The sequence below is a fragment of the Bradyrhizobium sp. AUGA SZCCT0105 genome (genome assembly GCF_018129565.1).
GTDB lineage: Bacteria > Pseudomonadota > Alphaproteobacteria > Rhizobiales > Xanthobacteraceae > Bradyrhizobium.
The window spans coordinates 45,939-70,264 of sequence record NZ_JAFCMK010000013.1; the positions used below are offsets into that span (position 1 = coordinate 45,939).

The following is a 24,326-nucleotide window of genomic DNA, read 5'->3' on the forward strand; positions in this document are numbered from 1 at the left end:
CGACGGAACAAATTCTTCGTTCCTGACCCGGAACCAGATTCACTATGATGTGTTTGAGTCCACAGGAACATTTGGGGCTTCTGCGACGCAGCAAATTTTGAACACATTGTGACAGGATAAGCCGCGTCATCACACGAAATTACAGGGATTTGATTCATGCGTTCGATCCGCATTCGCGACCTGATTTTGGTCACCTCGGTCGCTTCGGCAGTTGCCCTCACCGCTGTTCCCGTGTCCGCCCAGCAGCCCTACGACGGCCTCTGGAGCGTCACTGTCGTCACCAAGACCGGCAGCTGCGAGCCGTCGTCCAGTTCAACAGTGAATGTCGTCGACGGAAAGATCTCAGCGCAGGGTGCGGGGATCTCCGGAACCGTGGGCAGCGGGGGCCTTGTGCGAGTCTCGATCAATGGTGCATATGCGAACGGACAACTCAGTGGCAACTCCGGATCGGGGAAGTGGAATGGGGCATCAGCTGGCGTACCGTGCAGCGGCCGATGGGAAGCATCCCGTCAGTAAGATCACCAGCGTATCGAGTTTCTTCGCCATCGCGCGGCGGCCAGCATTTGCAGCCGTCGCGTTTTTCGTGACCGCATTGGCAAGCAGCGCGGGCCACGCCCAGTCCAGCCCGTTCGCCGGCATGGCTGGCACCTGGTCGGGCGCCGGCACCGTCACCCTGGATGACGGTTCCAGCGAACGTATCCGCTGCCGTGCGACCTACCACGTCGGCGGGCCCCGGATGACTATGGGCCTCACCTGCGCCAGCGACGCCTACAAGTTCAACCTGGCGGCCGATGTGCAGGCCGAGGGTAATGCGGTCACGGGCTCCTGGAGCGAGTCCAGCCGCAATGTCAACGGCGATCTGCGAGGTCGCGGCGGCGGCGGCAACTTCCAGGTCGCTGCCAGCGCGCCCGGCTTCAATGCCGACATCTCGATGCGCACCGCCGGCAACAAGCAGTCCGTCACGATCAGGGCCGACAGCCAGTTCCGCGGCGCCAACATCACGCTGTCGAAGTAAGCTATCAGGACTCCAACGACAAAAGCCCTCGGGTAATCCCGAGGGCTTTTTTGTTGGCTGCGCAGGCAATGGCTCGGATGTGCCTCTATGCGGCAGGCACGAACGCGGTGACCTCGATCTCGACCTTGGCGCGCTGATCGACCAGCCCGTCGATATAGAGCAGCGTGGACGGCGGGAAATTGCGTCCGAGCGTCTCCTTCCACGCCGCGCCGATACCGGCGCCCGCAGCCTCGTATTCGCTACGGCTGGTCAGGTACCAGGTCAGGCGGACGATGTGCTCGGGACCGGCGCCGGCTTCGTTCAACAGCTTGATGATGCGCTTCAGCGCCGTGCCGACCTGGGCGGCCATCTCGGGCGCGTACTCGCCCTTCTCGTCGCCGCCGGTCTGCCCCGCCAGCACGATCCATTTGCCGGGCGCATCGAACGCGACACCGTGCGAGAAGCCGCGGGGTTTCGACCACTCGGCCGGTTGCAAGACACGCATGAGCAGATCCTCCTGATGTGATTATTCCCGCCCTGCTTAGCAGAGATCACGCGGTTGGCGCACCACCGCATCGCAGAATTGCGCGTTGCAAATTCATATCGGCTCGCCGATACCGGGAATCCCTCCTCATCTCAATCCGATCATGGATCGCACGCCCTCAAAGACCCGCGCAGCACTGTGGATGTCCGGTTGGCTCGCGCTGATGCTGATCGTGGCGGTGGCCGGCCGCGAGGCGACGCGCGAGGTCAACGTCTTCCAGCTGATGGCCGTGCGCGGCGTGCTCGGCTTCGTGATGCTGTATCCGCTGGTCCACATCCATGGCGGGCTTGCGATCGTGAAGACCGCGCGCGTTCACCTGCACATCGCGCGCAACCTGATCCATTTCTGCGCGCAGCTTGGCTGGTTCTATGCGCTGACACTGATTCCGATCGGCCAGGTGGTCGCGATCGAGTTCACGATGCCGATCTGGACCGCGATCCTCGCGGCGGGCTTCCTCGGCGAACGGATGACATCCTGGAAGGTCGTTGCGATCGTGCTTGGCCTCATCGGCGTCATCGTGATCGTGCGGCCGGCGACCGGTGCGATCAATCCGGGCCAGCTGATCGCGCTTGCCGCGGCCATGGGCTTCGGAGTCTCGATCGTCGTGGTCAAATCGCTGACTCGGACCGAGCAGGCGCTGACGATCATCTTCTGGATGCTGGTGGTGCAGTCGCTCGCCAGCATCGGGCCTGCGCTCTATGTCTGGACCTGGCCGCCGCTCTCCACCTGGGGCTGGCTTGCCGTGATCGCATTCTGCGGCACCTTCTCGCATTACTGCATGGCGCGCGCCCTGCGCCACGCTGATGCAACCGTCGTGATCCCGATGGATTTCGTCCGGGTCCCGCTGACCGCGATCGTCGGGTGGCTGATTTATGCCGAGCAGCTCGACGCCTATAAGGTGCTTGGCGCCGCCATGATCCTGGCCGGCAACCTTCTGAACCTGAAGCCCGCTGCAAAGGTGTCGGCGCGCGCAAGATGACGGCCGCGCCGCGCTACACCGCTGCGGCTCGACCACGAAGCCCGGGGATCATCCCGTGCTTCCCTGCTTCGAAAGCGCGCTACTTCCCGGCGGCCTTGCGCAGCGCCGCGTTGATGCGGTCCTGCCAGCCAGGGCCGCCCTCCTGGAAATATGCCAGCACGTCTTGATCGATCCGCAGCGTGACCTGCTCCCGGACGCCGGGGACCGGAACGGCCGCAGTCTTCGGCAGCGCATCCGCGACCTTGGTGGTGGCCCGTTTGAACGCCGCCTCGGCTTCGCTACGGGCATCGTTCAGGGTTCGCGGTCGTCTCGGCTGGTCGGCCATGTCCTAGATTCCTTCAAACAGCACCGTCGAGAGATAGCGCTCCGAGAATGACGGCACAATCGCCAGGATGGTCTTGCCCGCAGCCTCCGGCCGCTTGCCGATCTGCAAGGCGGCCGCGATCGCTGCCCCCGACGAGATACCGCCGGGGATGCCTTCGCTGCGCGCCAGCGCGCGCGCGGTCTCGATTGCGGTGGCGCTGTTGATCTTGACGATCTCGTCGATCACCGAGCGGTCGAGGATGTCAGGGATGAAGCCCGCGCCGATGCCCTGGATCTTGTGCGGCGTATGCTGGCCGCCCGACAGCACCGGGCTCTCCTCCGGCTCCACCGCGACGACGCGCAATGACGGCTTGCGCGGCTTCAGCACCTGCCCGACGCCGGTGATGGTGCCGCCGGTGCCGACGCCGGCGACGAAATAGTCGATGTTGCCGCCGGTGTCGTTCCAGATCTCCTCCGCGGTGGTGCGGCGATGGATTTCGGGGTTGGCGAGGTTCTTGAACTGCTGCGGCATGACGGCGTTGGGGGTCGTGCGCACAAGTTCTTCCGCGGTCGCGATCGAGCCCTTCATGCCCTGCGCCGCCGGGGTCAGCACGATCTCTGCGCCGAGGAAGGCGAGCATCCGCCGCCGCTCGATCGACATCGACTCCGGCATCACGAGCTTCAGCCGATAGCCGCGCGATGCCGCGACATAGGCGAGCGCGATTCCGGTATTGCCCGAGGTCGGCTCGATCAGCACGGTGTCGGCGTTGATGATGCCGGCCTTCTCCATCGCCACGATCATCGCCGCGCCGATGCGATCCTTCACGCTGGCCGCCGGATTGAAGTATTCCAGCTTGGCGAGGATCGTCGCGTTGACGCCGCTTGCCTGCGGCAGTCTGCGCAGCCGCACGATCGGCGTCGAGCCGATCGCATCGACGATGGAGTCAAAGACGCGGCCGCGTCCGGGTTGCACTGCACTCGTTGTCGACGGCGCGTCCATCAAGCGGCTCCTGTTGCGGGATATGCTGGAAATATGCGGTCTTCTCTCATTAGAAGCAGCGCATCATGACGCGCAAGTGAGAAACCGCCGAGGCGCCAATTCGTTGCATCGCAAAATAAGAACCTACGCAAATAACGTAAAACCTACGCATTTGTGTTGCGACAAGGTCAAACAAGTGCGTCTATATACTTTCGTCAGGTGCAGCTCAGAACGCAAAGGGAGGCGCACATGCCAGCACTTGCTGAAGTCCGGTCGACCGCAGCGTCCAGACCCGATCCGCGCGGCAGCGATTTGCCGACCTGTCCTGTGTGTGCTGACTCCATGGTAGCGGCAGAAGCGTCCGCGTACCTGTTCGACAATTTGATCAGCTATCTCTGGACCTGCGACAATTGCGGTTACGGGTTCGTGACCAAGCACACGGTGAAACCGATCGTGTGCAACTGATCACTTAAGCTCACCTCGGAGCGATGTCACCGCGCGCCCAACCGGCGCGCGTTTTCGTTTTAAAATCCTCGAAGGTGCCGTTTGCCACCGCGTCGCGGATGCCCTGCATCAGCTCCTGGTAATAGGCGACGTTGATTTCGGACAGCAGCATTGCCCCAAGTGTTTCGCCGGCACGCACCAGATGGTGCAGATAGGCGCGCGAGTAGCTGCGCGCCGCGGGCCACGCGCTCTCTTCATCGAGCGGACGCGGATCGTCGATGTGCCGGGCGTTGCGCAGGTTGATCTGCCCGAACCGGGTGAACGCCATGCCGTGCCGCCCGTTCCGGGTCGGCATCACACAGTCGAACATGTCGACGCCACGCGCCACCGCCTCCAGAATGTCCTCCGGCGTGCCGACGCCCATCAGATAGCGCGGCCGATCGGACGGCAGCGCTGGCGCGGTCTCCTCGATCATCGACAGCATCACCGCCTGCGGCTCGCCGACCGCCAGCCCGCCGATCGCGTAGCCGTGAAAGCCAATGTCGGTCAGCCCGCGGGCGCTGGCGTGGCGGAGATCGGGGATGTCGCCGCCCTGGACGATGCCGAACTGCATGTAGCCATCCGGCGCGCTCTCGAAGGCACGCTTGGAGCGTTCGGCCCAGCGCAGCGACAGCTGCATCGCGCGCTCGATGTCGGCGCGCTCGGCCGGCAGCCGCACGCACTCGTCCATCTGCATCGCGATGTCGGAGCCGAGCAGCCGCTGCACCTCGATCGAGCGCTCAGGCGACAGCTCGACCTTGGCGCCGTCGATATGCGAGCGGAAGGTCACGGCCTTCTCGGTCACCTTGCGCAGTTCCGAGAGCGACATCACCTGGAAGCCGCCGGAATCCGTCAGCATCGGCCCGCCCCAGCCGGTGAAGCGCTGCAGGCCGCCAAGCCCTGCGATCCGCTCGGCGCCCGGCCGCAGCATCAGGTGATAGGTGTTGCCGAGCACGATATCGGCGCCGGCATCGCGCACCTCGCGCCAATGCATGCCCTTCATCGCCCCGGCGGTGCCGACCGGCATGAATGCTGGCGTCCGGACGACGCCATGCGGCGTGGTCAGGCGCCCGGTACGGGCGGCGCCGTCAGTGGCCAGCAGTTCGAAATGATTGGGAAGATTCATGCGGCTGCTTATTGCGTGTCGCCGGTGCCCGATCAACCCGTCGGGTAACGGCCTCCGCGCGACTTCGTGAACGCCAACCGCCCGGGCGGACGCTTGCCCCGGAACCGTCTTTCCGTTAAACAAAACGAAACCGTATCGTTTTATGTCGAGAATAAGGCGGCGGATCGTTCCCGCCGCGACTGCAATCCGCGTGAAACCTGACTGGCCGAGATGTTCCCACCCTGCAGCGCCCGGCCTGACGGCATCCGCCATCGGATGACAGCTGGTCATGTGATCCGGCGAGCGGTGCTGCTGTGCGGGCTTGCCTTCGCGGTGGCGGCCTGCAGCTCGCTGCCGCGGATGCCTTACACGGCGGCCGACGCCGCCAATTCGCGGGTGCTCGATCTCGACGGGCTGCGCCGCTACGCCGACGAGCCGGCGTCCAAATTCCGGCTCGAGAAGAGCGACCGCGCCCCGATCAAGACCTACCTCGCCCTCTCCGGCGGCGGCGCAGACGGCGCCTATGGCGTCGGCGTCCTCAACGGCTGGACCGCGGCCGGCAACCGTCCGAACTTTTCGGTCGTCTCCGGTGTCAGCACCGGCGGGCTGATCGCGCCCTTTGCATTCCTCGGCCCGCGCTACGACGATACGTTGAGAGAGGTCTACACGTCCGGGATCGCCGAAAGTCTGCTGCAGGACCCGAGCCTGATGCGGGTGCTGTTCGGCTCCGGCCTGTTCGGCAACAAGCGGCTGCGCGAGCTGGTGGCGCGTTACGTCGGCCAGGACGTGCTGAGCGAGGTGGCGCGCGAAAACGCCAAGGGCCGAAAGCTCCTGATCGCCACCACCGATCTCGACACCCAGCGCACGGTGATCTGGGACATGGGACGGATCGCCGCCGTCGGAACGCCGGAGGCGCTGCAGCTGTTTCGCGACGTGATGGCGGCCTCCGCCAGCATCCCGCTGGTGTTTCCGCCGATCATGATCGACGCCGAGGGCCAGGGCCGCCGCTTCCAGGAGATGCATGTCGACGGCGGCGTGACTGCGCCGGTCCTGACGCTGCCGGACGCACTGCTGTTCCGCGAGCGTGCCTGGCCGGCCGATGGCCGCATGAACATCTACATCCTCGTCAACAAGAAGCTCGAGGGCAACTTCGAGCTGGTGTCGAACTCGACGATCGACGTCGCCTCACGCAGCATTTCCGCGATCACCCAGGCGCAGACGCGCTCGGTCATTCTCTCGACCTATGATTTCGCCCTGCGCAACCGGCTGGGCTTCCATCTGTCCTACATCGAGCGCGACTATCCGGCGCCGGAAACCCAGGGCTTCGACACCGCCTATATGCGCGCGCTCTACCAGCACGGCTACGAGAAGGCCGCCGCGGGGCAGGCCTGGACCGCGACGCCGCCCTAACCGGGCCAGCCCCCGGTACCACCGAATGGACGAATCCGCATCGCGCGGGTTATAGACCGGACAGACCCGTCCGAACGCACAACGAGATGAATGGGCAATGGGATTGACGGCAACCAAGGCCAAGGTGGCCAAGCGCGGCGTGATCAAGTCACGTGGCGGCCGGCCGACCCGGGATGCTGCGATCGAGCGCGACCAGCGGCTGATCGAGGTCGCCACGCGCCTGTTCCTCGAGCGCGGCTTCGATGCGACGTCGATCGACGCCGTGGCGGAGGCCGCCCGCGTCAGCAAGCCCACCGTCTACGGACAGTACGGCGACAAGCGCGGCCTGTTCGCCGCGGTGCTCAGGCGCGAAATTGCCCGGTGGCTTGCCCCGCTCGCCGCCGCGGCGGCCGAAGCGCAGGCCGGCGGTAGCTGCGATGGCTCGGTCGAGGAACGGCTGATCGAGCTCGGGCGCCAGCTGCTGGTGCTGAACTGCAGCGCCGACTCGATCGCCTTCAGCCGGATCCTGACCGCGCAGGCGATCAATTTCCCCGAGGTCGCCAAGCTTGCCGTCGACGAAGGCTGGTCGAAAGCGGTGTCGACGACGGCGGATTTCTTCGACCATCTGGTCGACAACGGCGCCCTCGATCTCGAGGACACGACGATCGCGGCCGAGACCTTCCTCAACATGGTGGTCGGCCACACCCACCGGATGGCGACGTTCGGGATTCTGATCGACATGAAAGCCGCCGTGACGCGGATGGAAGTCTCGATCCGGTTGTTCCTCGCCGGTGCCGTGGGACCGCGGGACCGGCTGCGTGACGCCGCCAAAGCACGTCGCCGGCCGACGCGCTGACCGTTTTATTGGATCGTTTCGTCGTCCTACACGTTGCCGTGATGAGTCTTGAATAAACAGAACGAAACCGTATTGTTTAGTTGCAAAGAGACGCTCAGCCCGGATCGCCCCCCAAGGGTTCTGCGTCACCTTTGTAACTTCGATCGTCACGACGGAGCTGCCGCCATCGCTCTGCCTGAACGTTCGGCGGCCGACCTCTGACTAACAGAGGTCGGCCGCACCTTTCTCGGCCCGCCCCTCGCTCTGCGAACGCGGGTCATGCGCGTGCACATGTTCAATACAGGTTCGACGATGAGGACAGGACGATTGCACGCACTGAGGCATTGGGCATTGGGAGCGCGGCTACTTGCAACTGCGCTGCTGGCCCTGCCCTTCGCGTCGCCGGCCCATGCGATCACGAGCTCGGCTGCCGCCGCGCTCACCCCGCAGGACAGTGACAGCGCGCTCGACGTGCATGCGGTTCGCCGCGAGCTCGACAGCTTCCAGTCCGCCCAGATCTCGCTGCGCAAGGCGATGGCGATTGCGGAGGCGCTGCACTCAGGCTCGATCACCGCCGACATCAGCTTCGACGGCGCGTCGGATCCCGCGGTCTATCGGGTCAAGACCATGCAGCAGAACCGCATCTGGCAGCATGCGATCGATGCCTCGACCGGCCAGGTGGTCGGCGGCGAGCCGCCTTCGCCGCTGGCCTCCCTCGGCGCCGAGGACCGCGACAACCTTGTGGTGCTCAGGGCGCTCCGGCATCGGCTCGCCGATGCCGTGCGCGTCGCCGAGCACACGACCTCGGGCAAGGCGATCAGCGGCGGCTTGATGCGCGAGCGCGGCAAGCTCAATTTCGTCATCGTGGTGCTGACTGGAGGCGATCTGAAAGAGGTGATCCTCGAGCCGCCCGGCGCGCGCCGGCGCTGAGAGCGGCGCGGGTGCTGCCAGGCTCTCCCTTGCCAGGTTTTCGCCCCAAAAGCCGTTGACGGACGCCGATCTCTGCCGCATAAGTCCGAGCCATGATCACCGCGACCAAACGCACCACCAAAACCACCAAGCCCTCTGGGGCCTCGGGAGGCGTGCGCGCGTAGTCGGTCGTACAGCATCATCTCTACCCGAAGCCCCGCCTGATGAAGGTCCGGGGCTTTTTTGTTGCCCGCGTCATGCTCAGATTCGAATGGAGGACAAAGTGAGTAACGATCCCGTCGTCGCGATTGTCGGCGTCACCGGCGCAGTCGGCGCCGAATTCATCGCCACCATGGACAAGCGCGGCTTCCGCGTCGGCAAGCTGAAGGCGCTGGCGAGCGCCCGCTCGGCTGGCAAGACCGTCAGCTTCCGCGGTAAGCCGGTCATGATCGAGGAGCTGACTGAGCGCGCCTTCGAGGGCGTCGACATCGCGCTGTTCTCGGCCGGCAGCGGCATCTCCAAGAAGTTCGCGCCTGTCGCGGTGAAGTCCGGCGCCGTCGTGGTCGACAATTCGTCGGCCTTCCGGATGGATCCGAACGTGCCGCTGGTGATCCCCGAGATCAACGCCAACCGCATCCGCGACCACAAGGGCATCATCGCGAACCCGAACTGCGCCGCCATCACCGCGCTGGTGCCGCTGTGGCCGATCCACCGGAAGAACCGCATCAAGCGCGTGATCATCTCGACCTACCAGGCCGCGAGCGGCGCGGGAGCAGCCGCGATGGAGGAGCTCGTCGAATCCACCCGCGCCAATCTCAACGGACAGGTCTACACCCCGAAGGTGATGCCGCACCCCTACGCCTTCAACCTGTTCAATCACAACACGGCCATCGATCCGGAGACCGGCTACAACGACGAAGAGACCAAGGTCATCAAGGAGACCCACAAGATCTTCGAGGACGACAAGATCGCCGTCGGCGTCACCTGCGTGCGGGTGCCGGTGCTGCGCGCGCATTGCGAGGCGATCACCTTCGAATGCGAGAAGCCGATCACCGAGGATCAGGTGCGCGCAATCATGGCGCAGGCGCCGGGCGTCAAGATCGTCGACGACCGCGCCAAGAACTACTTCCCGATGCCGATCGATGCGTCCGGCCAGGACGACGTGCTGGTCGGCCGCATCCGCAAGGATCTCAGCGATCCCTCCGGGCACTCGATCTCGATGTTCGTCGCGGCCGATCAGTTGCTCAAGGGTGCCGCACTGAACGCGGTGCAGATCGCCGAGCTGCTGCCCGAGCGCGCGATGGCGTGAGGGAATGACGCGAAGTCCTGACCCGTCATCCTGAGGCGCGAGCGGAGCGAGCCTCGAAGGATGCATCGGCCCCAGTCGGGCCGTCGCCCTTCGAGGGCCGCTGAAGAGCGGCCACCTCAGGGTGACGGTGAGACAGCTGTGCTTGCGGAGTTAATCGCCCGCCGGAAACAGCAGGCAGGCATCGCCGTACGAATAGAACCGGTAGCCGTCGCTGATCGCATGCGCGTAGGCGGCCTGCATCGTCTCGAGGCCGGAGAAGGCCGAGACCAGCATGAACAGCGTCGAACGCGGCAGATGGAAATTCGTCAGCAGGATATCGACCGCGCGGAAGCGATAGCCCGGCGTGATGAAGATCGAGGTCTCCGCGGCAAACGGCTGAATGGTGCCGTCGGCATTGGCGGCACTCTCCAGCAGCCGCAGCGATGTGGTGCCGATCGCGACGATCCGGCCGCCCTTTGCGCGCGCGGCGTTCAAGGCAGAAGCGGTCTCGGCGGTGATGCAGCCCCATTCGGCATGCATCCTATGCTCGGAGGTTTCGTCCACTTTGACCGGCAGAAACGTCCCTGCCCCGACATGCAGCGTCAGGCGATGCAGTTCGACGCCGCGGCTCTTCAGCGTGGCCTCGAGCGCCGGCGTGAAATGCAGCCCCGCCGTCGGCGCGGCGACCGCACCTTCATTGGCGGCGAACATGGTCTGGTAGTCGCTGACGTCCTGGTCGTCGGGCGTGCGCTTGGAGGCGATGTAGGGCGGCAGCGGCGTGGCGCCGACATCGGCGATGGCCTGGTCGAGCACCGGACCATGGAACGAGAATGACAGCGTCACCTCGCCCTCCTGCCCCTTGGCCTCGACCTCTGCATCGAGATTGCCGAGCAGGCAGACCTTGCCCTCATTGCCGAAGCGGATGGTGTCGCCGGGCGCAAGCTTCTTCGCCGGCTTCACCAGCGCCTGCCAGCGCGAGCCGTCGAGCCGCTTGATCAGGGTCGCCTCGATCTTCGGCTCGGTTTCGCGCCCGATCCGGCGGCCCTTGAGCTGGGCCGCAATCACCTTGGTGTCGTTGACGACGATCTGATCGCCCGCCTCCAGCCAATGCGGCAGGTCCGCGATGGTGGCGTCGCGCAGCACGCCGTCCGGATGCACCACCAGCATCCGCGCGGAATCGCGCGGGCTCGCGGGGCGAAGCGCGATGCTCTCGGGCGGCAGTTCGAAATCGAAGAGATCGGTGCGCATGGCGCGATTGCAACTTTAACGTTGTCATTCCGGGTACGTCGCTTTCGCCACGCCCCGGAGTGACGAAGTGTTCAGCTCAAGCCGCGTCGGCGGCCATGCGCGCCTTGACGATCTTGTCGGGATCCTTCACCGGCTCGCCGCGCTTGATCTTGTCGACGTTCTCCATGCCCTCGGTGACCTTACCCCAGACCGTGTACTGGCCGTTGAGGAAGGAGGCGTCGTCGAAACAGATGAAGAACTGGCTGTCGCCGGAATCCGGATTGGCGGCGCGGGCCATCGAGGCGGTCCCGCGGACATGCGGTTCCTTGTTGAACTCGGCCTTCAGCTTCTTGCCGGAGCCGCCCATGCCGGTGCCCTGCGGGCAACCGGTCTGCGCCATGAAGCCGTCGATCACGCGATGGAACACGATGCCGTCGTAGAAGCCTTCGCGCACCAGCTCCTTGATCCGCGCGACGTGACCGGGCGCGAGATCCGGGCGCATTTCGATCGTGACCGGGCCCTGGGTGGTTTCGAGGATCAGAGTATTTTCGGTAGCAGCCATGCTCGCTTCTCCTGGCTTCGGGGTGGATATTTCTTGTTCCGGAACGGGATCGCGAATGGACGACCCGCCACCGCGCCGCCCAGGCTCTCGGTAAATGGCATCGGCGTGCAGCGTTGCAACGCCTCCATCACGGCGACCCGGTACGCGATCCGGTCGTTGTCGGTCGCCTCCTGCGATTCATAGCTGATCCTGGGATGCCCGAGGATCGCGCCCTCACGGTTGAAGCTGACAATGACGGTAATGTCGATCGGAGCGGCCTTGTCCGCCGCCGGCGGCCGCCAGCAGCGATGGATCGCCAGAACAACGTCCCGGATCGTATTGAGTTGCTCCGGCTCCGCCGCCGCCGATCCGGTCAGCGCAAGCCACAGCACCAGCGGCGCGGCGAACCAGGCAAATGGTTTGCTGCGCGCCGCCATCGCCGATCACTTGATGTCGGATGCGACCTGCACCTTCACCATCTTGTCGGGATCGGTGACGGCGCCGCCGGGAGAGCCCGCGGGAGCCTTCTTCAGCTTGTCGACCACGTCCATGCCCGACACCACCTCGCCGACCACGGTGTACTGGCCATTGAGGCTCGATCCGTCGGCGAACATGATGAAGAACTGCGAATTGGCGCTGTCAACACTGTCGCCGCGCCGGGCCATGCCGACGATGCCGCGCTTGAACGGGACCTGCGAGAATTCCTGCTTCAGGTTCGGATATTTCGAGCCGCCGGTGCCGTTGAAGTTCTGGCCGTCGCCGGTCTGCGCCATGAAGCCATCCATCACGCGATGGAACGGCACGTTGTTGTAGAAGCCCTCGCGCGCCAGCTGCTTGATGCGCTCGGCATGCTGGGGCGCGATGTCGGTGCGCAGCTTGATGACGATGCGGCCCTTGGTGGTGTCGATCACGATCGCATTGGCCTTGTCGAGATTGGCAGGCAGCGGCTGCGCGACCGCAGGCACGACGCAGAGCAGCGCGGCAACGAATGCAAGAATGCGGATCATGGAAACTCCGGACCTCTGGACGTTCTGGGTGTGGCAGGCCGCCGGCATCAGCCGGCGAACTTGGCCTTCAGGCTAGCGGCGACTGATGACGGCACGAATGCAGAGAAGTCGCCGCCCATCTGGGCGATTTGGCGCACCAGTGTGGCGGTGATCGGGCGGACCGCGACCGATGCCGGAACGAACACGGTATGCACCTCGGGCGCCATCGCCTCGTTCATGCCGGCGAGCTGCATCTCGTAGTCGAGATCGGTGCCGTCGCGCAGGCCGCGAATCATGATGGTGGCGCCGAGCTTGCGCGCCGCCGTCACCGTCAGATTGTCATAGGTGGTGCAATCGAAGGCGCAGCCCGTCTGCTGGGCGATCGGGCCGCACACCTCGCGCAGCATGTCCAGCCGTTCCTCGGTCGAGAACAGCGGCTTTTTGCCGGCATGAATGGCGACGGCGACGACCAGGCGGTCGCACAGGCCGACGGCCTGCCGGACCACGTCGAGATGGCCGTTGGTGACGGGATCGAAGGAGCCGGGATAGAGCGCGATACGGGACATGGTCCCTCCTAACCCGCCCGGCTCTCCCCGGCAAGCCGCCCGGGTTCCGTCCGTCGCGCGAAATAAATACCTGCTCGTCCAGTGAACGAGTCCTGGGATGCCAGCGTCTACGTGGGTGAATGTTTCGTCGGCCGCTGGCGGACGAAACAAAACCGGCCGGCGATGAAACCATTTTCCACCCTGGCGAAGACACCAGGAAACCTGCGGCCGGTAGACATTGGACAACGAAACGACGGGCCCGGGGGGTCCGATCATATGGGGACCGTCATGATCAAGGCACTTTCCGCCATCGCCGTTGCCGCGTTCATTGCCGCCGCGCTCACCGTTCTGCCGGGCTTTGCGCCGCAGGTCGCAGCCTCCACCCCGCAGCCGCTGGCCAAGAGCGATCGTCTCGACGTCCACCCGGTCGGCAAGGAGTGCTCGCAGCAGGCCTGGCCGAATTTCGAAGCCTCCTGCCTGCGCAGCGCCGGCAACAAGACGGTCGTTCGCGAAGCCCGCCTCGTCACTGCCGACCGCACTCCGTAGGTGATTTGAGGACGGTGGGCACTGGTCCAGGTGCAGACGATGAATCCCGACAACCTGCATGGGGCGTTGCCAAAATATCGAAAACAACCCCATGCAAAGTAGCTGCCCATCGCAGCAACTCGAAGCGATCGCCTTGCCGCTCCGGCGCGATCGGGCCCGAAACCGGCCCGTCAGTTCGGTGTAAGCTCAGTCCGTCACACAAAACCCAATGGTAATTTGCGACGTCCCGTCGCAGACTATCGTCTAAGGCGCCCGACCGGATGACCCGGCGGGCGCAAGCCATCGGGGGATTGCCGTGACCAGTACGCCCGCCATCGTTTCTTCTGGCCATCCTCCAACCAGCCCGATTCCGTTTGCCGTCACGCTCGGTGCCCTGGGTGTCGTCTATGGCGACATCGGCACCAGCCCCCTCTACGCCCTGAAGGAAGCCGCCAAGGCCGCCGCCCATGGCGGGCCACTCAGCCAAACTGCCGTGCTGGGCACGGTCTCGCTGATCCTGTGGGCGCTGATCCTCATCATTTCAGTCAAATACGCCATGCTGATCCTGCGCGCCGACAACCGCGGTGAAGGCGGCATCGTCGCGCTGCTGGCGCTGCTCTCGGCACGCAACGCGGCGCCCGGCACCTGGCGCGCCCATTTGCTGGTCGTCGGCCTGGTCGGCGCTGCCCTGCTCTATGGCGACGGCGCGATCACGCCGGCCATTTCCGTGCTGTCGGCGATCGAAGGCCTGAAGGTCGACGCGCCCTCGCTGGCCCCTGCGGTAGTGCCGCTCACCGTCGTGATCCTGATCGGCCTGTTCTTCATGCAGAAGCAGGGTACGGGCTTCATCGGCAAGATCTTCGGCCCGGTGATGCTGTTCTGGTTCGCGGTGCTCGCAGCGCTCGGCATTCACGGCATCGTCAAGGCGCCCGGCGTGCTGGTCGCACTGAGCCCGTTCTATGCGTTCGATTTCCTGATCCATCAGGATTTCCACGTCAGCTTTGCGATCCTCGGCGCCGCGTTCCTCGCCGTCACCGGCGGTGAGGCGATGTATGCCGACATGGGGCATTTCGGCCGCTTTCCGATCCGGCTCGCCTGGTTCGCGATCTGCCTGCCCGCGCTGGTGCTGAACTATTTTGGCCAGGCAGGTGAACTGATCAACGACCCGGGCTCGATCGACAACCCGTTCTTCCAGCTCGCCCCCGACTGGGCGCATTACCCGCTCGTCCTGCTCGCGACCGTTGCCACCGTGATCGCCTCGCAGGCCATCATCTCCGGTGTGTTCTCGCTGACCCAGCAGTCGATCCAGCTCGGCTTCCTGCCGCGCATGCATATCCGCCACACCACAAGCGATGCGATCGGACAGATCTACGTGCCGCTGGTGAACTGGCTGCTCGCGGCCGCAACGCTCGGCGCCGTGCTCGCCTTCGGCACCTCGGACGCACTCGCCGGCGCCTACGGCATCGCCGTGTCGCTGTTGATGGCGATCACCACGCTGCTCGCTGCGCTGGTCGCGATCCAGTGGGGCTATTCACCGATCATCGTGATCGCGGTGAACGGCTTCTTCTTCATCATCGATGCGATCTTCTTCGCGGCGAACACCGAGAAACTGCTCGAGGGCGGCTGGTTCCCGCTGCTGCTTGCGGCCGCGGTGGCGTTCCTGATGATGACCTGGCGCGGCGGCGTCAAGCTGGTCGAAAGGGCGCGCGGCAAGCTGCGCCAGCCCGAGGAGGATCTGATCGAGACCGCGGTCAACAAGTGCAGCGCCCGCCTGCCCGGCACCGCCGTGTTCCTGGCCTCGGCCCCCAACGGGGTGCCGCTCGCACTGACCCAGTTCGTCAAGCACAATCACGTGCTGCATCAGCGCGTGCTGTTGGTCACCGTGCAGATCGAGGAGCGGCCGCGGATTCCCGACGAGGAACGCGCCGACGTCAACGAGATCAGCCCGGGCATCACCCGCATCATCCTGCACTACGGCTTCATGCAATACCCGACGATCTACGAAGGGCTGCAGCTCGCCTGCCGGCAGGGCAAGCTGCCCGGCGTCGATCTCTCCGACGTGACCTACTATATCGGCCGTGAAACCATCATCCCGCGCGAGGACGTTCCAGGCATGTGGGTGTGGCGGGAATCGCTGTTCGCCTTCCTGCAGCGCAACGCCGAGCGCTCCGCGGCGTTCTTTGGCGTGCCGACCGGTCAGGTGGTGGAGTTCGGCACCGAGATCGAGATTTGATCGAGCGGCTCGCGTAGCCCGGATGTCTCTGCGTTACATTCCGGGCTACGGACGGCAAAGCAAGCCTCGTTTGATTTAGGCCGTTGCTGGCCAACGATCATGCAACATGCGGCGGGGCCGCAAGCACCGTCGCCGGGCTGACGGGCTGGTTCACCACGAGTGTACCTCCATGGCCGTCGCTGGAGGCGACGAAGGTTGACGCAATGTAGTTGCCCAGCAACGCGATGTTCGCAGCATGCGTCCCATCGGTCAAACTGAGCGTCCCGCCCGTGCTGTCGCCCGAATAGCCCGGGACTACCGCCTTCGAAAACGCGATGTCGGCGAAATCGATGGCGTCGCGCCCCGTCATTCCCGCAACCGTTCCGGTGAAGGTCTGGGAGTTGTCCAGTTTCAACGTGCCGCCATCTGACGCAAAGTAAAGATCGGCAGCGCTCGCCGAAGGCAGATCGAGCGTTTGTCCTGGCGCGATCGTCGAGGGGTCCTGAACCGTGAACGGGCTCGACCAGTTTCCCCAGACCGTGCCATCGAACGCGCGAATCCAGAGCGTGTCGCTGCTTGAACCGACCTTGTAGGTCAGCTGCGCGAGTTGAGACGCCGATACATAGTTGTCCTGGTTCGGTGCCAGTGCCACCCCATTGAGGAAGAACGCGCCGCCGCCAACTCCGGTGTCCCATACGTCATACCGCGTTGCCGCGCTCCCGAATGGGTCGGAATAGGTAAAGAGCACCGAGCCGGGATAGATCTGGCCCTGGATGGATGTCACCGTCGGGTTGACCGGCGTGACGACTGGGCCGGTGTCGATCGGCGCGTTGACCGTGAATGCACTGGACCATGCGCCCCAAACCGTCCCGTCATTGGCGCGCACCCAAAGCGTGTCGGTTCCCGATCCCGATTGGTAGGTCAGATACGGAAGCTGTGCTGCAGAAAAAATATTGTCGCCGTTGGGCTGCAGCGCCTGCCCGTTGAAGACGAAATGCCCGCCGCCACCACCGGTGTCCCACACGTCATACTGCGTGGCCGCGCTCCCGAACGGATCGCTGTAGGTAAACAGCGACGATGCGGCGTAGCTTTGCCCATGGGTCGCGTTCAGATTTTGCACGATCTCGACGGGGCCGGGATCGATCGGGGCCGAAATGGTAAAGGCGTTCGACCAGGCTCCCCAGACGGTCCCGTCATTTGCCCGTATCCAGAGCGTGTCGATGCCCGATCCGGATTGATAGGAGAGCGATGAGAGTTGGGCGGCCGTGATGTAGTTGTCCCGGCCAGCCTGAAGCGCGACGCCATTGAGCGAAAAATGGCCGCCGGTGACGCCGCTGTCCCAGACATCGTACGCGACTGCGGCACTTCCGAAGGGATCGCTGTAGGTGAACAGCGACGATACGGCATAGTTCTGGGCATGAACAGCCGCATGGTTGGCGACAGTTTCGACGGGACCGCTGTCAAGCGGGGCAGTCACGGTAAACGCTGCCGACCAGCTACCCCACAAGGTCCCGTCATTGGCACGTACCCACAGCGTATCCGCGCCGGAACCCGACTGATAGACAAGCTGCGAGAGTTGCGCGGCCGTGATTATGTTGTCCGCGTTGGGGTTGAGCGTCACCCCGTTCAGAACGAAATGCCCGCCGCCGGTGCCACTGTCCCAGAAGTCATACTGCGTGGCGCCGACCCCGAACGGATCGCTGTAGCTGAACAGCGTGCTGGCGGCGAAGCTCTGGCCATGGGTCGCCTGGATGGATGCGACGGCCTCCACCGGTCCGGTATCGATCGGGCCGACCACGGTGAAGGCATTCGACCAGGAGCTCCACACGTACCCGTCGAACGCACGGACCCACAGCGTGTCGGAGCCGGAGCCGGCCGTGTACGTCAGGCTGGCGAGCTGGCTCGCATTGATGATGATGTCCTGGCCGCCGGCATAGGGAGCAAGCGCGTCGAGCTGGAAATAGCCGCCGCCAGATCCTGTGTTCCAGAAGTCATATTGCGTGGCGGCGCTGCCCAGCGTGTCGCTGTAACTGAACAACGACGCGGCGCTGAAGATCTGGTTGTGCGTAGCGGTCTTGGCGACCCCCACGACACCAGGCGTATCGACGGGGGCCGTGATCTGAATTGGCTGCCAGGAGCCCGTGACGCTCCCGTAGACGTACTGGACCCAAAACGTGTCGCTGCCGGAGCCCGCAAAATAGGTAGCCTGCGCCAATTGTGCAGCGGTCAGGCCGACCGTCACGCCGTTCGGCTGGACCACCCCGTTGACGGTGACCTTCGCCCCGCCGCTGCCGGTCTCCCAGATATTGTAGAGCGTGATTGTGCCGCTCCCGGATGCTGCTCCCCCGGATACCAGGTTCGCCAGCGGCATGCTGCCCGCGTGCGCGAAACCGAAGGAGGAAACGTTCAGTGATCCGTACGTGTCTGCGTCAAGGATGTTGTAGTACCCGTGTCCGCTCGTCGACGAGGGATCGCCGGACCAGCGGCTGACCGCCGTAAAGCCGCTGACCGTGACGCCCCCGGATGCTCCGTTCACCGCCCAAGTCGTGCTTGCGCCGTTGATGGCGAGTTGCACGATGCCAAAGTCGATCGCGCCCGCAGAAACCGGCTGGCCGTTGAGGAAATAGACCGGCGTGTCCCATTCGGTGGCGATCTGCGACAACACCTGAACCTCGGAGCCAAGCGCCGAGAAGCCTGCATTCGCCAGCTCGGTTGCATCGTTGGCAAGTTGAGAGCCGATCGCGAGCGGGGACTGTCCGTTTGGTTGCAGCAATGCATTGACCAACGGCTCGATCGCATCGAAGGTGTTCTGAACGCTGTAGCCGTTCGCGATGTAGGCGTTCAACGTCGATACGAATTGGACGTTCGCGGCGATCAAGTTATTGTAATAGGCGAATGCGCCGACTTCGAGTGCGACCGTGATGGCGCTGCCCTGGATAGAGCCGAATGGCTTGTATTGGAGGAGCGTAAAGACCCCGTTGGCGCCGGTTTCATTGAGGTAGTCGACATATTCCGGGTCGGGGATGAGAAGCACGCCGGCGATGGCGTTTGTCGAGACCGTGTAACTCTGCACCAGCGTGGGCGAGGCCGAGATCGTCGTCTGCCAGGCAGGGCCGCCATCGGCGGCGATCAGTGTCGGGCTTCCCAGGATTGAATAAGTCTGTACCGCGTTAGATAGTATGATGAGTGCCATGCAACTGTACCTGCCGTCTAAACCGTAGAGGCAATGACAGTGAATTATCAAATGTTGCGGCGAATTGCGAGAGCCCGGATTTCATCTCGCTCCATCCGGGCTACGGGTGCTGTCAGGGAATGTCAGGCGACGCGCCTCTCCAACTGAAGCCACGGCTGCCGGTCTCGATCGACCAGGCGCAAGCGACAGCATTGGGGGCAGCGAGGAAACTCAGCAAAAGTAGAACGCAATCTCTTCGACCAGTCTTGAATCGGCCCCGCTCATCGCACCCGACCGCGCGGCCTCGAACTCAGCCAAGATTCCTTTGGCCGGGACATCATGCATGGCAACCAGCGACAGCAGGTGGGCCTTCGCGATCTGATCTCACACGTAGGTGTCGATCAACTGTCGGAGGTGCGAACGCAATTCATCTACAGTCATTGGGACCAAACATGGCAACAGCGAGCGTAGTGCACGCGGACCCAAGTCTTGTAGCCCGGATGGACCGAAGCGCAATCCGGGATGCGTGATCCCCTACGGCAACGCCCTGCAAAGCGGATGCGCTGGCCGGTCCCAGTAGAGAACTCGAGAATTCCACCGGCCAGGACGTGGCTCATTGACCCAAATCGGACAAGGACATCCAAGGGCCTTTAGGTCTATTTGCCGATCGCGAGACGACGAACGCCGGATGCAGTCAGGCCGAGTTCACCGAGCCGTCGGACCGCGTAGCCGAGACCGACAAGCCGCTCCCCGTGCAATTGGGGAATCTCCCGTTGGGCGTCGCCCTTGCCGACCTCGACCAGGGAGGCGAACTCGTCCGAACTGAGGGCTTGGGTATCATCCGTCATGACGCGGCCTCGTCGGTCCAGACCTTGAACGAAATCAGCTTGTTTGGCCCAAACGTCTGGGTGATCGGAACGTCGGAGGCATCCCGTCCCTGTGCGATCAGAACCCGGCCGATCCTCGGCACGTTGTTGCGCGGATCGAACATATGCCAGCGGCCGCCGATATAGGCCTCGAACCAGCCGGCGAAATCACCAGCCGCCCAAGGCAACGGGGTGCCGATATCGCTGAGATAGCCGGTGCAATAGCGCGCCGGAATGTTCATGCAGCGGCAGAAGGTAATGGCGAGATGCGCGTAGTCGCGGCACACGCCCTTGCCTTCGTTGAAGACCTCCCACGCCGTCATGGTGGCACGGGCGTGCTGGTAGCCGAAAGCGATGTGGCAATGGACGAAGTCGCAAATGGCCTGGACCCGCGGCCAGCCCGGCGGCGTGCCCTCGAACAGCTTCCATGCGATTTCTGAAAGCCGGTCGGTCTCGCAGTAGCGGCTGCCCAGCAGATAGACCAGCGTGTCCGCCGGCAAGTCCTCGACCGCGTGCTGGCCGGCCGAAGCAAACACCGGATCAGGCTCACCGCTGTCGCGCACGACGCCATCGGCCGCCAGGCGCATCGGACCGGCCGGCGCAACGATACGGCTGCACCAATTGCCGAATCCGTCGCGATACGGCGTGATCGGTACCGCGGGGGTGGTGGTCAGGTGGTCGGGGACGATGATATCGGACGCGCGCGTGAAATGCGTGCCCAGCACCATGATCATGGGCGTCGGCTGGGGGAACTCGTAGTGCATTTCGAATCCGACGCGAAGCTTCATTCGAAACACATTCCCTGTTTGTCCTACCGACATGGCGACGATGCGGTCGAATACAAGGTACGATGTGCCTGATCGGACAAATACCCGTATCGCGCGAGAAAGTGCTGGCTATTTGCTGCAATCGCGCGCAGGAACGACGACGCTTGCCGGCTGGCGCGGCTTGCCAGCGCGAGGCGAACCCGACGAATGTTCCAGTCGGATGGTTGAAAGCCTCCCCCGTGCGTTCGAGACAGATTCAAACGCACTCACCGAAAGACCTTCATGCAAAATCTCTCGCCTCGTCACGTCAAGATTGAAGAGTCCGTGCGCCTCGGCGTGACCTCAGGTTGGTATTCCACAAAAGTCAGCGGAACATTCGTGACCGGCCCGCACGACACCGAAGCCGATTGCCTGCGCAAGATCGCCGAGATCAATCCTCCGCCGCCGAGGAAGAAGAAGTAACTCCTGCCGACCAGATTGGGCGCGCTCGCAAGCGGGCCAACCAAGACGCATGTCGGCAAGATGGCCAAACAAACCCGCGTTCGTCTCCTGGAGGTTATCGTGAGTGCGCAGAAAGAGCCCACTCGCTGGAAATGGCATGTTTTCGAAGGCGGTTTGGAGCTCGTGCACGGCTACGCGTCGTCACGTGAAACAGCGCAACGGGACGGCGATAGCGTTCTGTTCACAATGCTATCTGCCCCCCAGGCGCCCTGAACGGGTCGCCCTTCTAACATAGACGCAAGTTCTCGAAGCCCGCCGAAACGACCCACGGGCGCAGCCCTGCGCGCCCGAGCAATCAGGCATCAATCAACTTGGCGGGGCCCCAGTCAACCTGGCGCGGCCCCAACCTCGAGCCGCACGCAACGAACCACGCTCGGGAACGGCCCTACTCGCCGTTCCCGTTCGCGCCGTTCTCTTCCTCCGGAATGTGCTCGACCGAGACGACATGCTCGTCCTCGGCGGTATCGAACACGATCACGCCCTGGGTCGAGCGGCCGGCGACGCGGATGTCGGCCACCGGGCAGCGGATCAGCTGCCCCTTGTCGGTGACCAGCATGATCTGGTCGGCGTCCTCGACCGGGAACGACGCCACCAGATTGCCGTTGCGGTTGTTGACGCTCATCGCGACGATGCCTTTGCCGCCACGGCCGGTGGTGCGGTACTCGTAGGACGAGGTCCGCTTGCCGAAGCCATTCACGGAGACGGTGAGCACCACCTGCTCGGCCGCCGACAGCTCGGCGTAGCGCTCCTGCGACAGCTGGATCGCGTTCGTCGTCTCCTCGCCCTCGGCATCCGCGGGCTCCTCGGCCGTCGCCTCGCCAGCCACCGCGCGACGCATCTTCAGGTAGGCTGAGCGCTCGTCCGAGGTGGTCTCGACATGGCGCAGGATCGCCAGCGAGATCAGCTTGTCGGCCTCGGCCAGCGCGATACCGCGCACGCCCATCGAGGTACGGCCGGTGAAGACGCGCACATCGGTGACCGGGAAGCGGATGCACTGCCCGCCGGCGGCGGTCAGCAGCACGTCGTCGCGCTCGGTGCAGATCTGCACGTCGACGATCGCCTCACCTTCTCCGAGCTTCATGGCGATGATGCCGGAGCGGCGGACGTCGACGAAGTCAGACAGCTTGTTGCGGCGAACGGTGCCGCTGGTGGTCGCGAACATCACGTCGAGATTGCCCCAGGAGGATTCATCCTCCGGCAGCGGCATGATCGTGGTGATGCGCTCGCCCTGCTCCAGCGGCAGGATGTTGATCAGCGCCTTGCCGCGCGCGTTTGGAGCTGCCATCGGCAGCCGCCAGACCTTCTCCTTGTAGACCTGGCCGCGCGACGAGAAGAACAGCACCGGCGTGTGGGTGGAGGCCACGAACAGCCGCGAGACGAAATCCTCGTCGCGGGTCTGCATGCCGGCGCGGCCCTTGCCGCCGCGGCGCTGCGCCCGGTAGGTCGACAGCGGCACGCGCTTGACGTAGCCCGCATGCGACACGGTGACGACCATGTCCTCGCGCTGGATCAGGTCCTCGTCCTCGACCTCGCCTTCCTGCTCGATGATCACGGTCTTGCGCGGGGTTGCGAACTGCTGCTTCACCTCGGCGAGCTCGGTCTTGACGATGCCCTGCACGCGGGCACGCGAGCGCAGGATGTCGAGATAATCGGCGATCTCGGCCGCGAGCTTGTCGAGCTCCTCGGATATTTCGTCCCGCCCCAGCGCGGTCAGGCGCTGCAGCCGGAGATCGAGGATGGCCCTGGCCTGCTCCATCGACAGCCGGAGCGTGCCGTCATCGTTGATGCGATGCCGGGGATCGTCGATCAGCGTTATCATCGCCTCGACGTCGCGCGCCGGCCAGTCGCGCGACATCAGGGCCTCGCGCGCGGTGTTCGGATCGGGCGAGGTTCGGATGACACGGATCATCTCATCGATGTTGGCGACCGCGATCGCAAGGCCGACCAAAATGTGGGCGCGATCGCGGGCCTTGCCGAGCAGGAACTTGGTCCGCCGGGTCACCACCTGCTCGCGGAATGCGACGAAGATGGTGAGCAGGTCCTTCAGATTCATCGTCTGCGGACGGCCGGAATCCAGCGCCAGGATGTTGGCCGGGAAATTCGTCTGCAGCGGCGTGAACCGGTAGAGCTGGTTCAGCACCACGTCGGGCACCGCTTCGCGCTTCAGCTCGATGACGACGCGATAGCCGTCACGATCGGACTCGTCGCGCAGGTCCCCGATGCCCTCGATCTTCTTCTCTTTCACGAGATCGGCGATGCGCTCGACCATCGTCGCCTTGTTCACCTGATAGGGAATCTCGGTGATGATGATCGCTTCGCGATCCTTCCTGATGGTGTCGATCGCCACCTTGCCGCGCATCACGATCGAGCCGCGGCCGAGATGGTAGGCCGAGCGGATGCCCTGGCGGCCCAGAATGATGCCGCCGGTCGGGAAGTCCGGTCCGGGAATGATATCGATCAACTCGTCGATCGTGAGCGCCGGATTGTCGATCAGCGCCACGCAGGCGTCGACGACCTCGCCGAGGTTGTGCGGCGGGATGTTGGTTGCCATGCCGACGGCGATGCCGCCGGCGCCATTGACCAGGAGGTTCGGGAAGCGGGCCGGCAGAACCGCCGGCTCCTTCTCCGAGTTGTCGTAGTTCGGCTGGAAATCGACGGTGTCCATGTCGATGTCGGCCAGAACGGCAAGCGCCGCCTTGGTCAGCCGTGCCTCGGTATATCGATAGGCCGCCGGCGGATCGCCGTCGACCGAGCCGAAATTGCCCTGGCCGTCGATCAGCGGCACCCGCAGCGAGAAGTCCTGCGCCATGCGGACCATCGCGTCGTAAATCGACTGGTCGCCATGCGGATGATATTTACCGATCACGTCGCCGACGACGCGCGCGGACTTGACGTATTTCTTGTCCGGCGTGTGTCCCTGCTCATGCATCGAATAGAGGATGCGCCGGTGCACCGGCTTGAGCCCGTCGCGCGCATCGGGCAACGCACGGGACACGATCACGCTCATCGCGTAATCGAGGTAGGACTTCTTCATCTCGTCGAGAATGGAAACGGGACGAATATCTGAGGGCACCGGCGGCTCGCCGGGCTTGTCGTCTTCGGGTTCGGACAAAGGGGAAATCCGGTCAGTTCTGCTGGGGAATCATATAGACCATCGAGGGCCTGATAACCACCCT

At 64.2% G+C, this 24,326-nt stretch carries 24 protein-coding genes; 11 read left to right on the forward strand and 13 right to left on the reverse strand.

Features of this window, described 5'->3' with window-relative positions:
- The first annotated feature begins 156 nt into the window (after window positions 1–156).
- The gene (locus tag JQ573_RS40425; protein WP_249132680.1) at window positions 157–516 is read left to right on the forward strand and encodes a hypothetical protein; all 360 of its coding nucleotides are present in this window, start codon (window positions 157–159) and stop codon (window positions 514–516) included.
- Window positions 461–1,015 (forward strand): hypothetical protein, encoded by a 555-nt coding sequence (locus JQ573_RS35920; RefSeq protein WP_212319693.1) that lies wholly within the window; start codon window positions 461–463, stop codon window positions 1,013–1,015. Before JQ573_RS40425 ends, JQ573_RS35920 begins: the two co-directional genes overlap by 56 nt.
- 85 nt (window positions 1,016–1,100) lie before the next feature.
- On the opposite strand, the gene JQ573_RS35925 is transcribed toward JQ573_RS35920, so the two are convergent.
- Window positions 1,101–1,499, reverse strand: a complete 399-nt coding sequence (locus JQ573_RS35925; RefSeq protein WP_194454419.1) for a RidA family protein — start codon at window positions 1,497–1,499, stop codon at window positions 1,101–1,103.
- 142 nt (window positions 1,500–1,641) lie between these two features.
- Here JQ573_RS35925 and JQ573_RS35930 point away from each other — a divergent pair, with 142 nt between their 5' ends.
- Entirely contained in the window at window positions 1,642–2,517 is an 876-nt protein-coding gene (locus JQ573_RS35930) for a DMT family transporter (protein WP_212319691.1), read from the forward strand.
- Window positions 2,518–2,596: 79 nt separating this feature from the next.
- On the opposite strand, the gene JQ573_RS35935 is transcribed toward JQ573_RS35930, so the two are convergent.
- Window positions 2,597–2,842, reverse strand: a complete 246-nt coding sequence (locus JQ573_RS35935; protein ID WP_092114100.1) for a BrnA antitoxin family protein — start codon at window positions 2,840–2,842, stop codon at window positions 2,597–2,599.
- Window positions 2,843–2,845: 3 nt separating this feature from the next.
- On the reverse strand, window positions 2,846–3,820 hold the full coding sequence (gene cysK, locus JQ573_RS35940) for a cysteine synthase A (RefSeq protein WP_212319689.1): 975 nt from the start codon (window positions 3,818–3,820) through the stop codon (window positions 2,846–2,848).
- A gap of 228 nt (window positions 3,821–4,048) precedes the next feature.
- On the opposite strand from cysK, the gene JQ573_RS35945 reads away from it, so the two are divergent.
- Window positions 4,049–4,264 (forward strand): hypothetical protein, encoded by a 216-nt coding sequence (locus JQ573_RS35945; RefSeq protein ID WP_050400485.1) that lies wholly within the window; start codon window positions 4,049–4,051, stop codon window positions 4,262–4,264.
- Between the two features lie 10 nt (window positions 4,265–4,274).
- Here JQ573_RS35945 and tgt read toward each other — a convergent pair whose 3' ends face one another.
- A complete protein-coding gene (gene tgt / locus JQ573_RS35950; RefSeq protein WP_212319687.1) occupies window positions 4,275–5,408 on the reverse strand; it encodes a tRNA guanosine(34) transglycosylase Tgt in 1,134 nt (377 codons plus the stop codon).
- Between the two features lie 255 nt (window positions 5,409–5,663).
- On the opposite strand from tgt, the gene JQ573_RS35955 reads away from it, so the two are divergent.
- From JQ573_RS35955 to JQ573_RS35970, 4 genes are all read left to right on the forward strand, one after another.
- Window positions 5,664–6,797 (forward strand): patatin-like phospholipase family protein, encoded by a 1,134-nt coding sequence (locus JQ573_RS35955; protein WP_212319685.1) that lies wholly within the window; start codon window positions 5,664–5,666, stop codon window positions 6,795–6,797.
- Between the two features lie 97 nt (window positions 6,798–6,894).
- Window positions 6,895–7,632 carry a TetR/AcrR family transcriptional regulator gene (locus tag JQ573_RS35960; RefSeq protein WP_212319683.1) on the forward strand — a complete coding sequence of 246 codons (738 nt, stop codon included), beginning with the start codon at window positions 6,895–6,897 and terminating at the stop codon, window positions 7,630–7,632.
- 306 nt (window positions 7,633–7,938) lie between these two features.
- Complete coding sequence (locus JQ573_RS35965; RefSeq protein WP_249132681.1) at window positions 7,939–8,541, forward strand: PepSY domain-containing protein; 603 nt, start codon at window positions 7,939–7,941, stop codon at window positions 8,539–8,541.
- A gap of 250 nt (window positions 8,542–8,791) precedes the next feature.
- On the forward strand, window positions 8,792–9,829 hold the full coding sequence (locus tag JQ573_RS35970) for an aspartate-semialdehyde dehydrogenase (RefSeq protein WP_212319679.1): 1,038 nt from the start codon (window positions 8,792–8,794) through the stop codon (window positions 9,827–9,829).
- 150 nt (window positions 9,830–9,979) lie between these two features.
- On the opposite strand, the gene queA is transcribed toward JQ573_RS35970, so the two are convergent.
- The 5 genes from queA to coaD all read right to left on the reverse strand — a co-directional run bounded on the left by queA (window position 9,980) and on the right by coaD (window position 13,128).
- Complete coding sequence (queA, locus tag JQ573_RS35975; protein ID WP_212319677.1) at window positions 9,980–11,056, reverse strand: tRNA preQ1(34) S-adenosylmethionine ribosyltransferase-isomerase QueA; 1,077 nt, start codon at window positions 11,054–11,056, stop codon at window positions 9,980–9,982.
- 76 nt (window positions 11,057–11,132) lie between these two features.
- Window positions 11,133–11,597, reverse strand: a complete 465-nt coding sequence (locus JQ573_RS35980) for a peptidylprolyl isomerase (RefSeq protein WP_016846097.1) — start codon at window positions 11,595–11,597, stop codon at window positions 11,133–11,135.
- Complete coding sequence (locus JQ573_RS35985; RefSeq protein WP_212319675.1) at window positions 11,573–12,013, reverse strand: hypothetical protein; 441 nt, start codon at window positions 12,011–12,013, stop codon at window positions 11,573–11,575. The genes JQ573_RS35980 and JQ573_RS35985 overlap by 25 nt, the downstream gene beginning before the upstream one ends.
- A 6-nt stretch (window positions 12,014–12,019) precedes the next feature.
- Complete coding sequence (locus JQ573_RS35990; protein ID WP_173643492.1) at window positions 12,020–12,583, reverse strand: peptidylprolyl isomerase; 564 nt, start codon at window positions 12,581–12,583, stop codon at window positions 12,020–12,022.
- A gap of 47 nt (window positions 12,584–12,630) precedes the next feature.
- The gene (gene coaD, locus JQ573_RS35995) at window positions 12,631–13,128 is read right to left on the reverse strand and encodes a pantetheine-phosphate adenylyltransferase (protein WP_212319673.1); all 498 of its coding nucleotides are present in this window, start codon (window positions 13,126–13,128) and stop codon (window positions 12,631–12,633) included.
- Window positions 13,129–13,395: 267 nt separating this feature from the next.
- Between coaD and JQ573_RS36000 the strand changes: the two genes are divergently transcribed.
- Both JQ573_RS36000 and JQ573_RS36005 read left to right on the forward strand, forming a co-directional pair.
- Window positions 13,396–13,653, forward strand: coding sequence for a hypothetical protein (locus tag JQ573_RS36000; RefSeq protein ID WP_212319671.1), 258 nt, complete (start codon window positions 13,396–13,398; stop codon window positions 13,651–13,653).
- Window positions 13,654–13,966: 313 nt separating this feature from the next.
- Window positions 13,967–15,865 carry a KUP/HAK/KT family potassium transporter gene (locus JQ573_RS36005; protein WP_212319750.1) on the forward strand — a complete coding sequence of 633 codons (1,899 nt, stop codon included), beginning with the start codon at window positions 13,967–13,969 and terminating at the stop codon, window positions 15,863–15,865.
- A 97-nt stretch (window positions 15,866–15,962) separates the two neighbouring features.
- On the opposite strand, the gene JQ573_RS36010 is transcribed toward JQ573_RS36005, so the two are convergent.
- From JQ573_RS36010 to JQ573_RS36020, 3 genes are all read right to left on the reverse strand, one after another.
- On the reverse strand, window positions 15,963–19,037 hold the full coding sequence (locus JQ573_RS36010) for a hypothetical protein (protein WP_212319669.1): 3,075 nt from the start codon (window positions 19,035–19,037) through the stop codon (window positions 15,963–15,965).
- Window positions 19,038–19,672: 635 nt separating this feature from the next.
- Entirely contained in the window at window positions 19,673–19,864 is a 192-nt protein-coding gene (locus tag JQ573_RS36015; protein ID WP_212319667.1) for a hypothetical protein, read from the reverse strand.
- Complete coding sequence (locus tag JQ573_RS36020) at window positions 19,861–20,670, reverse strand: transglutaminase family protein (RefSeq protein ID WP_212319665.1); 810 nt, start codon at window positions 20,668–20,670, stop codon at window positions 19,861–19,863. Before JQ573_RS36020 ends, JQ573_RS36015 begins: the two co-directional genes overlap by 4 nt.
- Window positions 20,671–20,931: 261 nt before the next feature.
- Between JQ573_RS36020 and JQ573_RS36025 the strand changes: the two genes are divergently transcribed.
- Window positions 20,932–21,111 (forward strand): hypothetical protein, encoded by a 180-nt coding sequence (locus tag JQ573_RS36025; protein WP_173643488.1) that lies wholly within the window; start codon window positions 20,932–20,934, stop codon window positions 21,109–21,111.
- Window positions 21,112–21,535: 424 nt separating this feature from the next.
- On the opposite strand, the gene gyrA is transcribed toward JQ573_RS36025, so the two are convergent.
- The gene (gene gyrA, locus JQ573_RS36030) at window positions 21,536–24,262 is read right to left on the reverse strand and encodes a DNA gyrase subunit A (protein ID WP_212319663.1); all 2,727 of its coding nucleotides are present in this window, start codon (window positions 24,260–24,262) and stop codon (window positions 21,536–21,538) included.
- Window positions 24,263–24,326 lie beyond the last annotated feature (64 nt).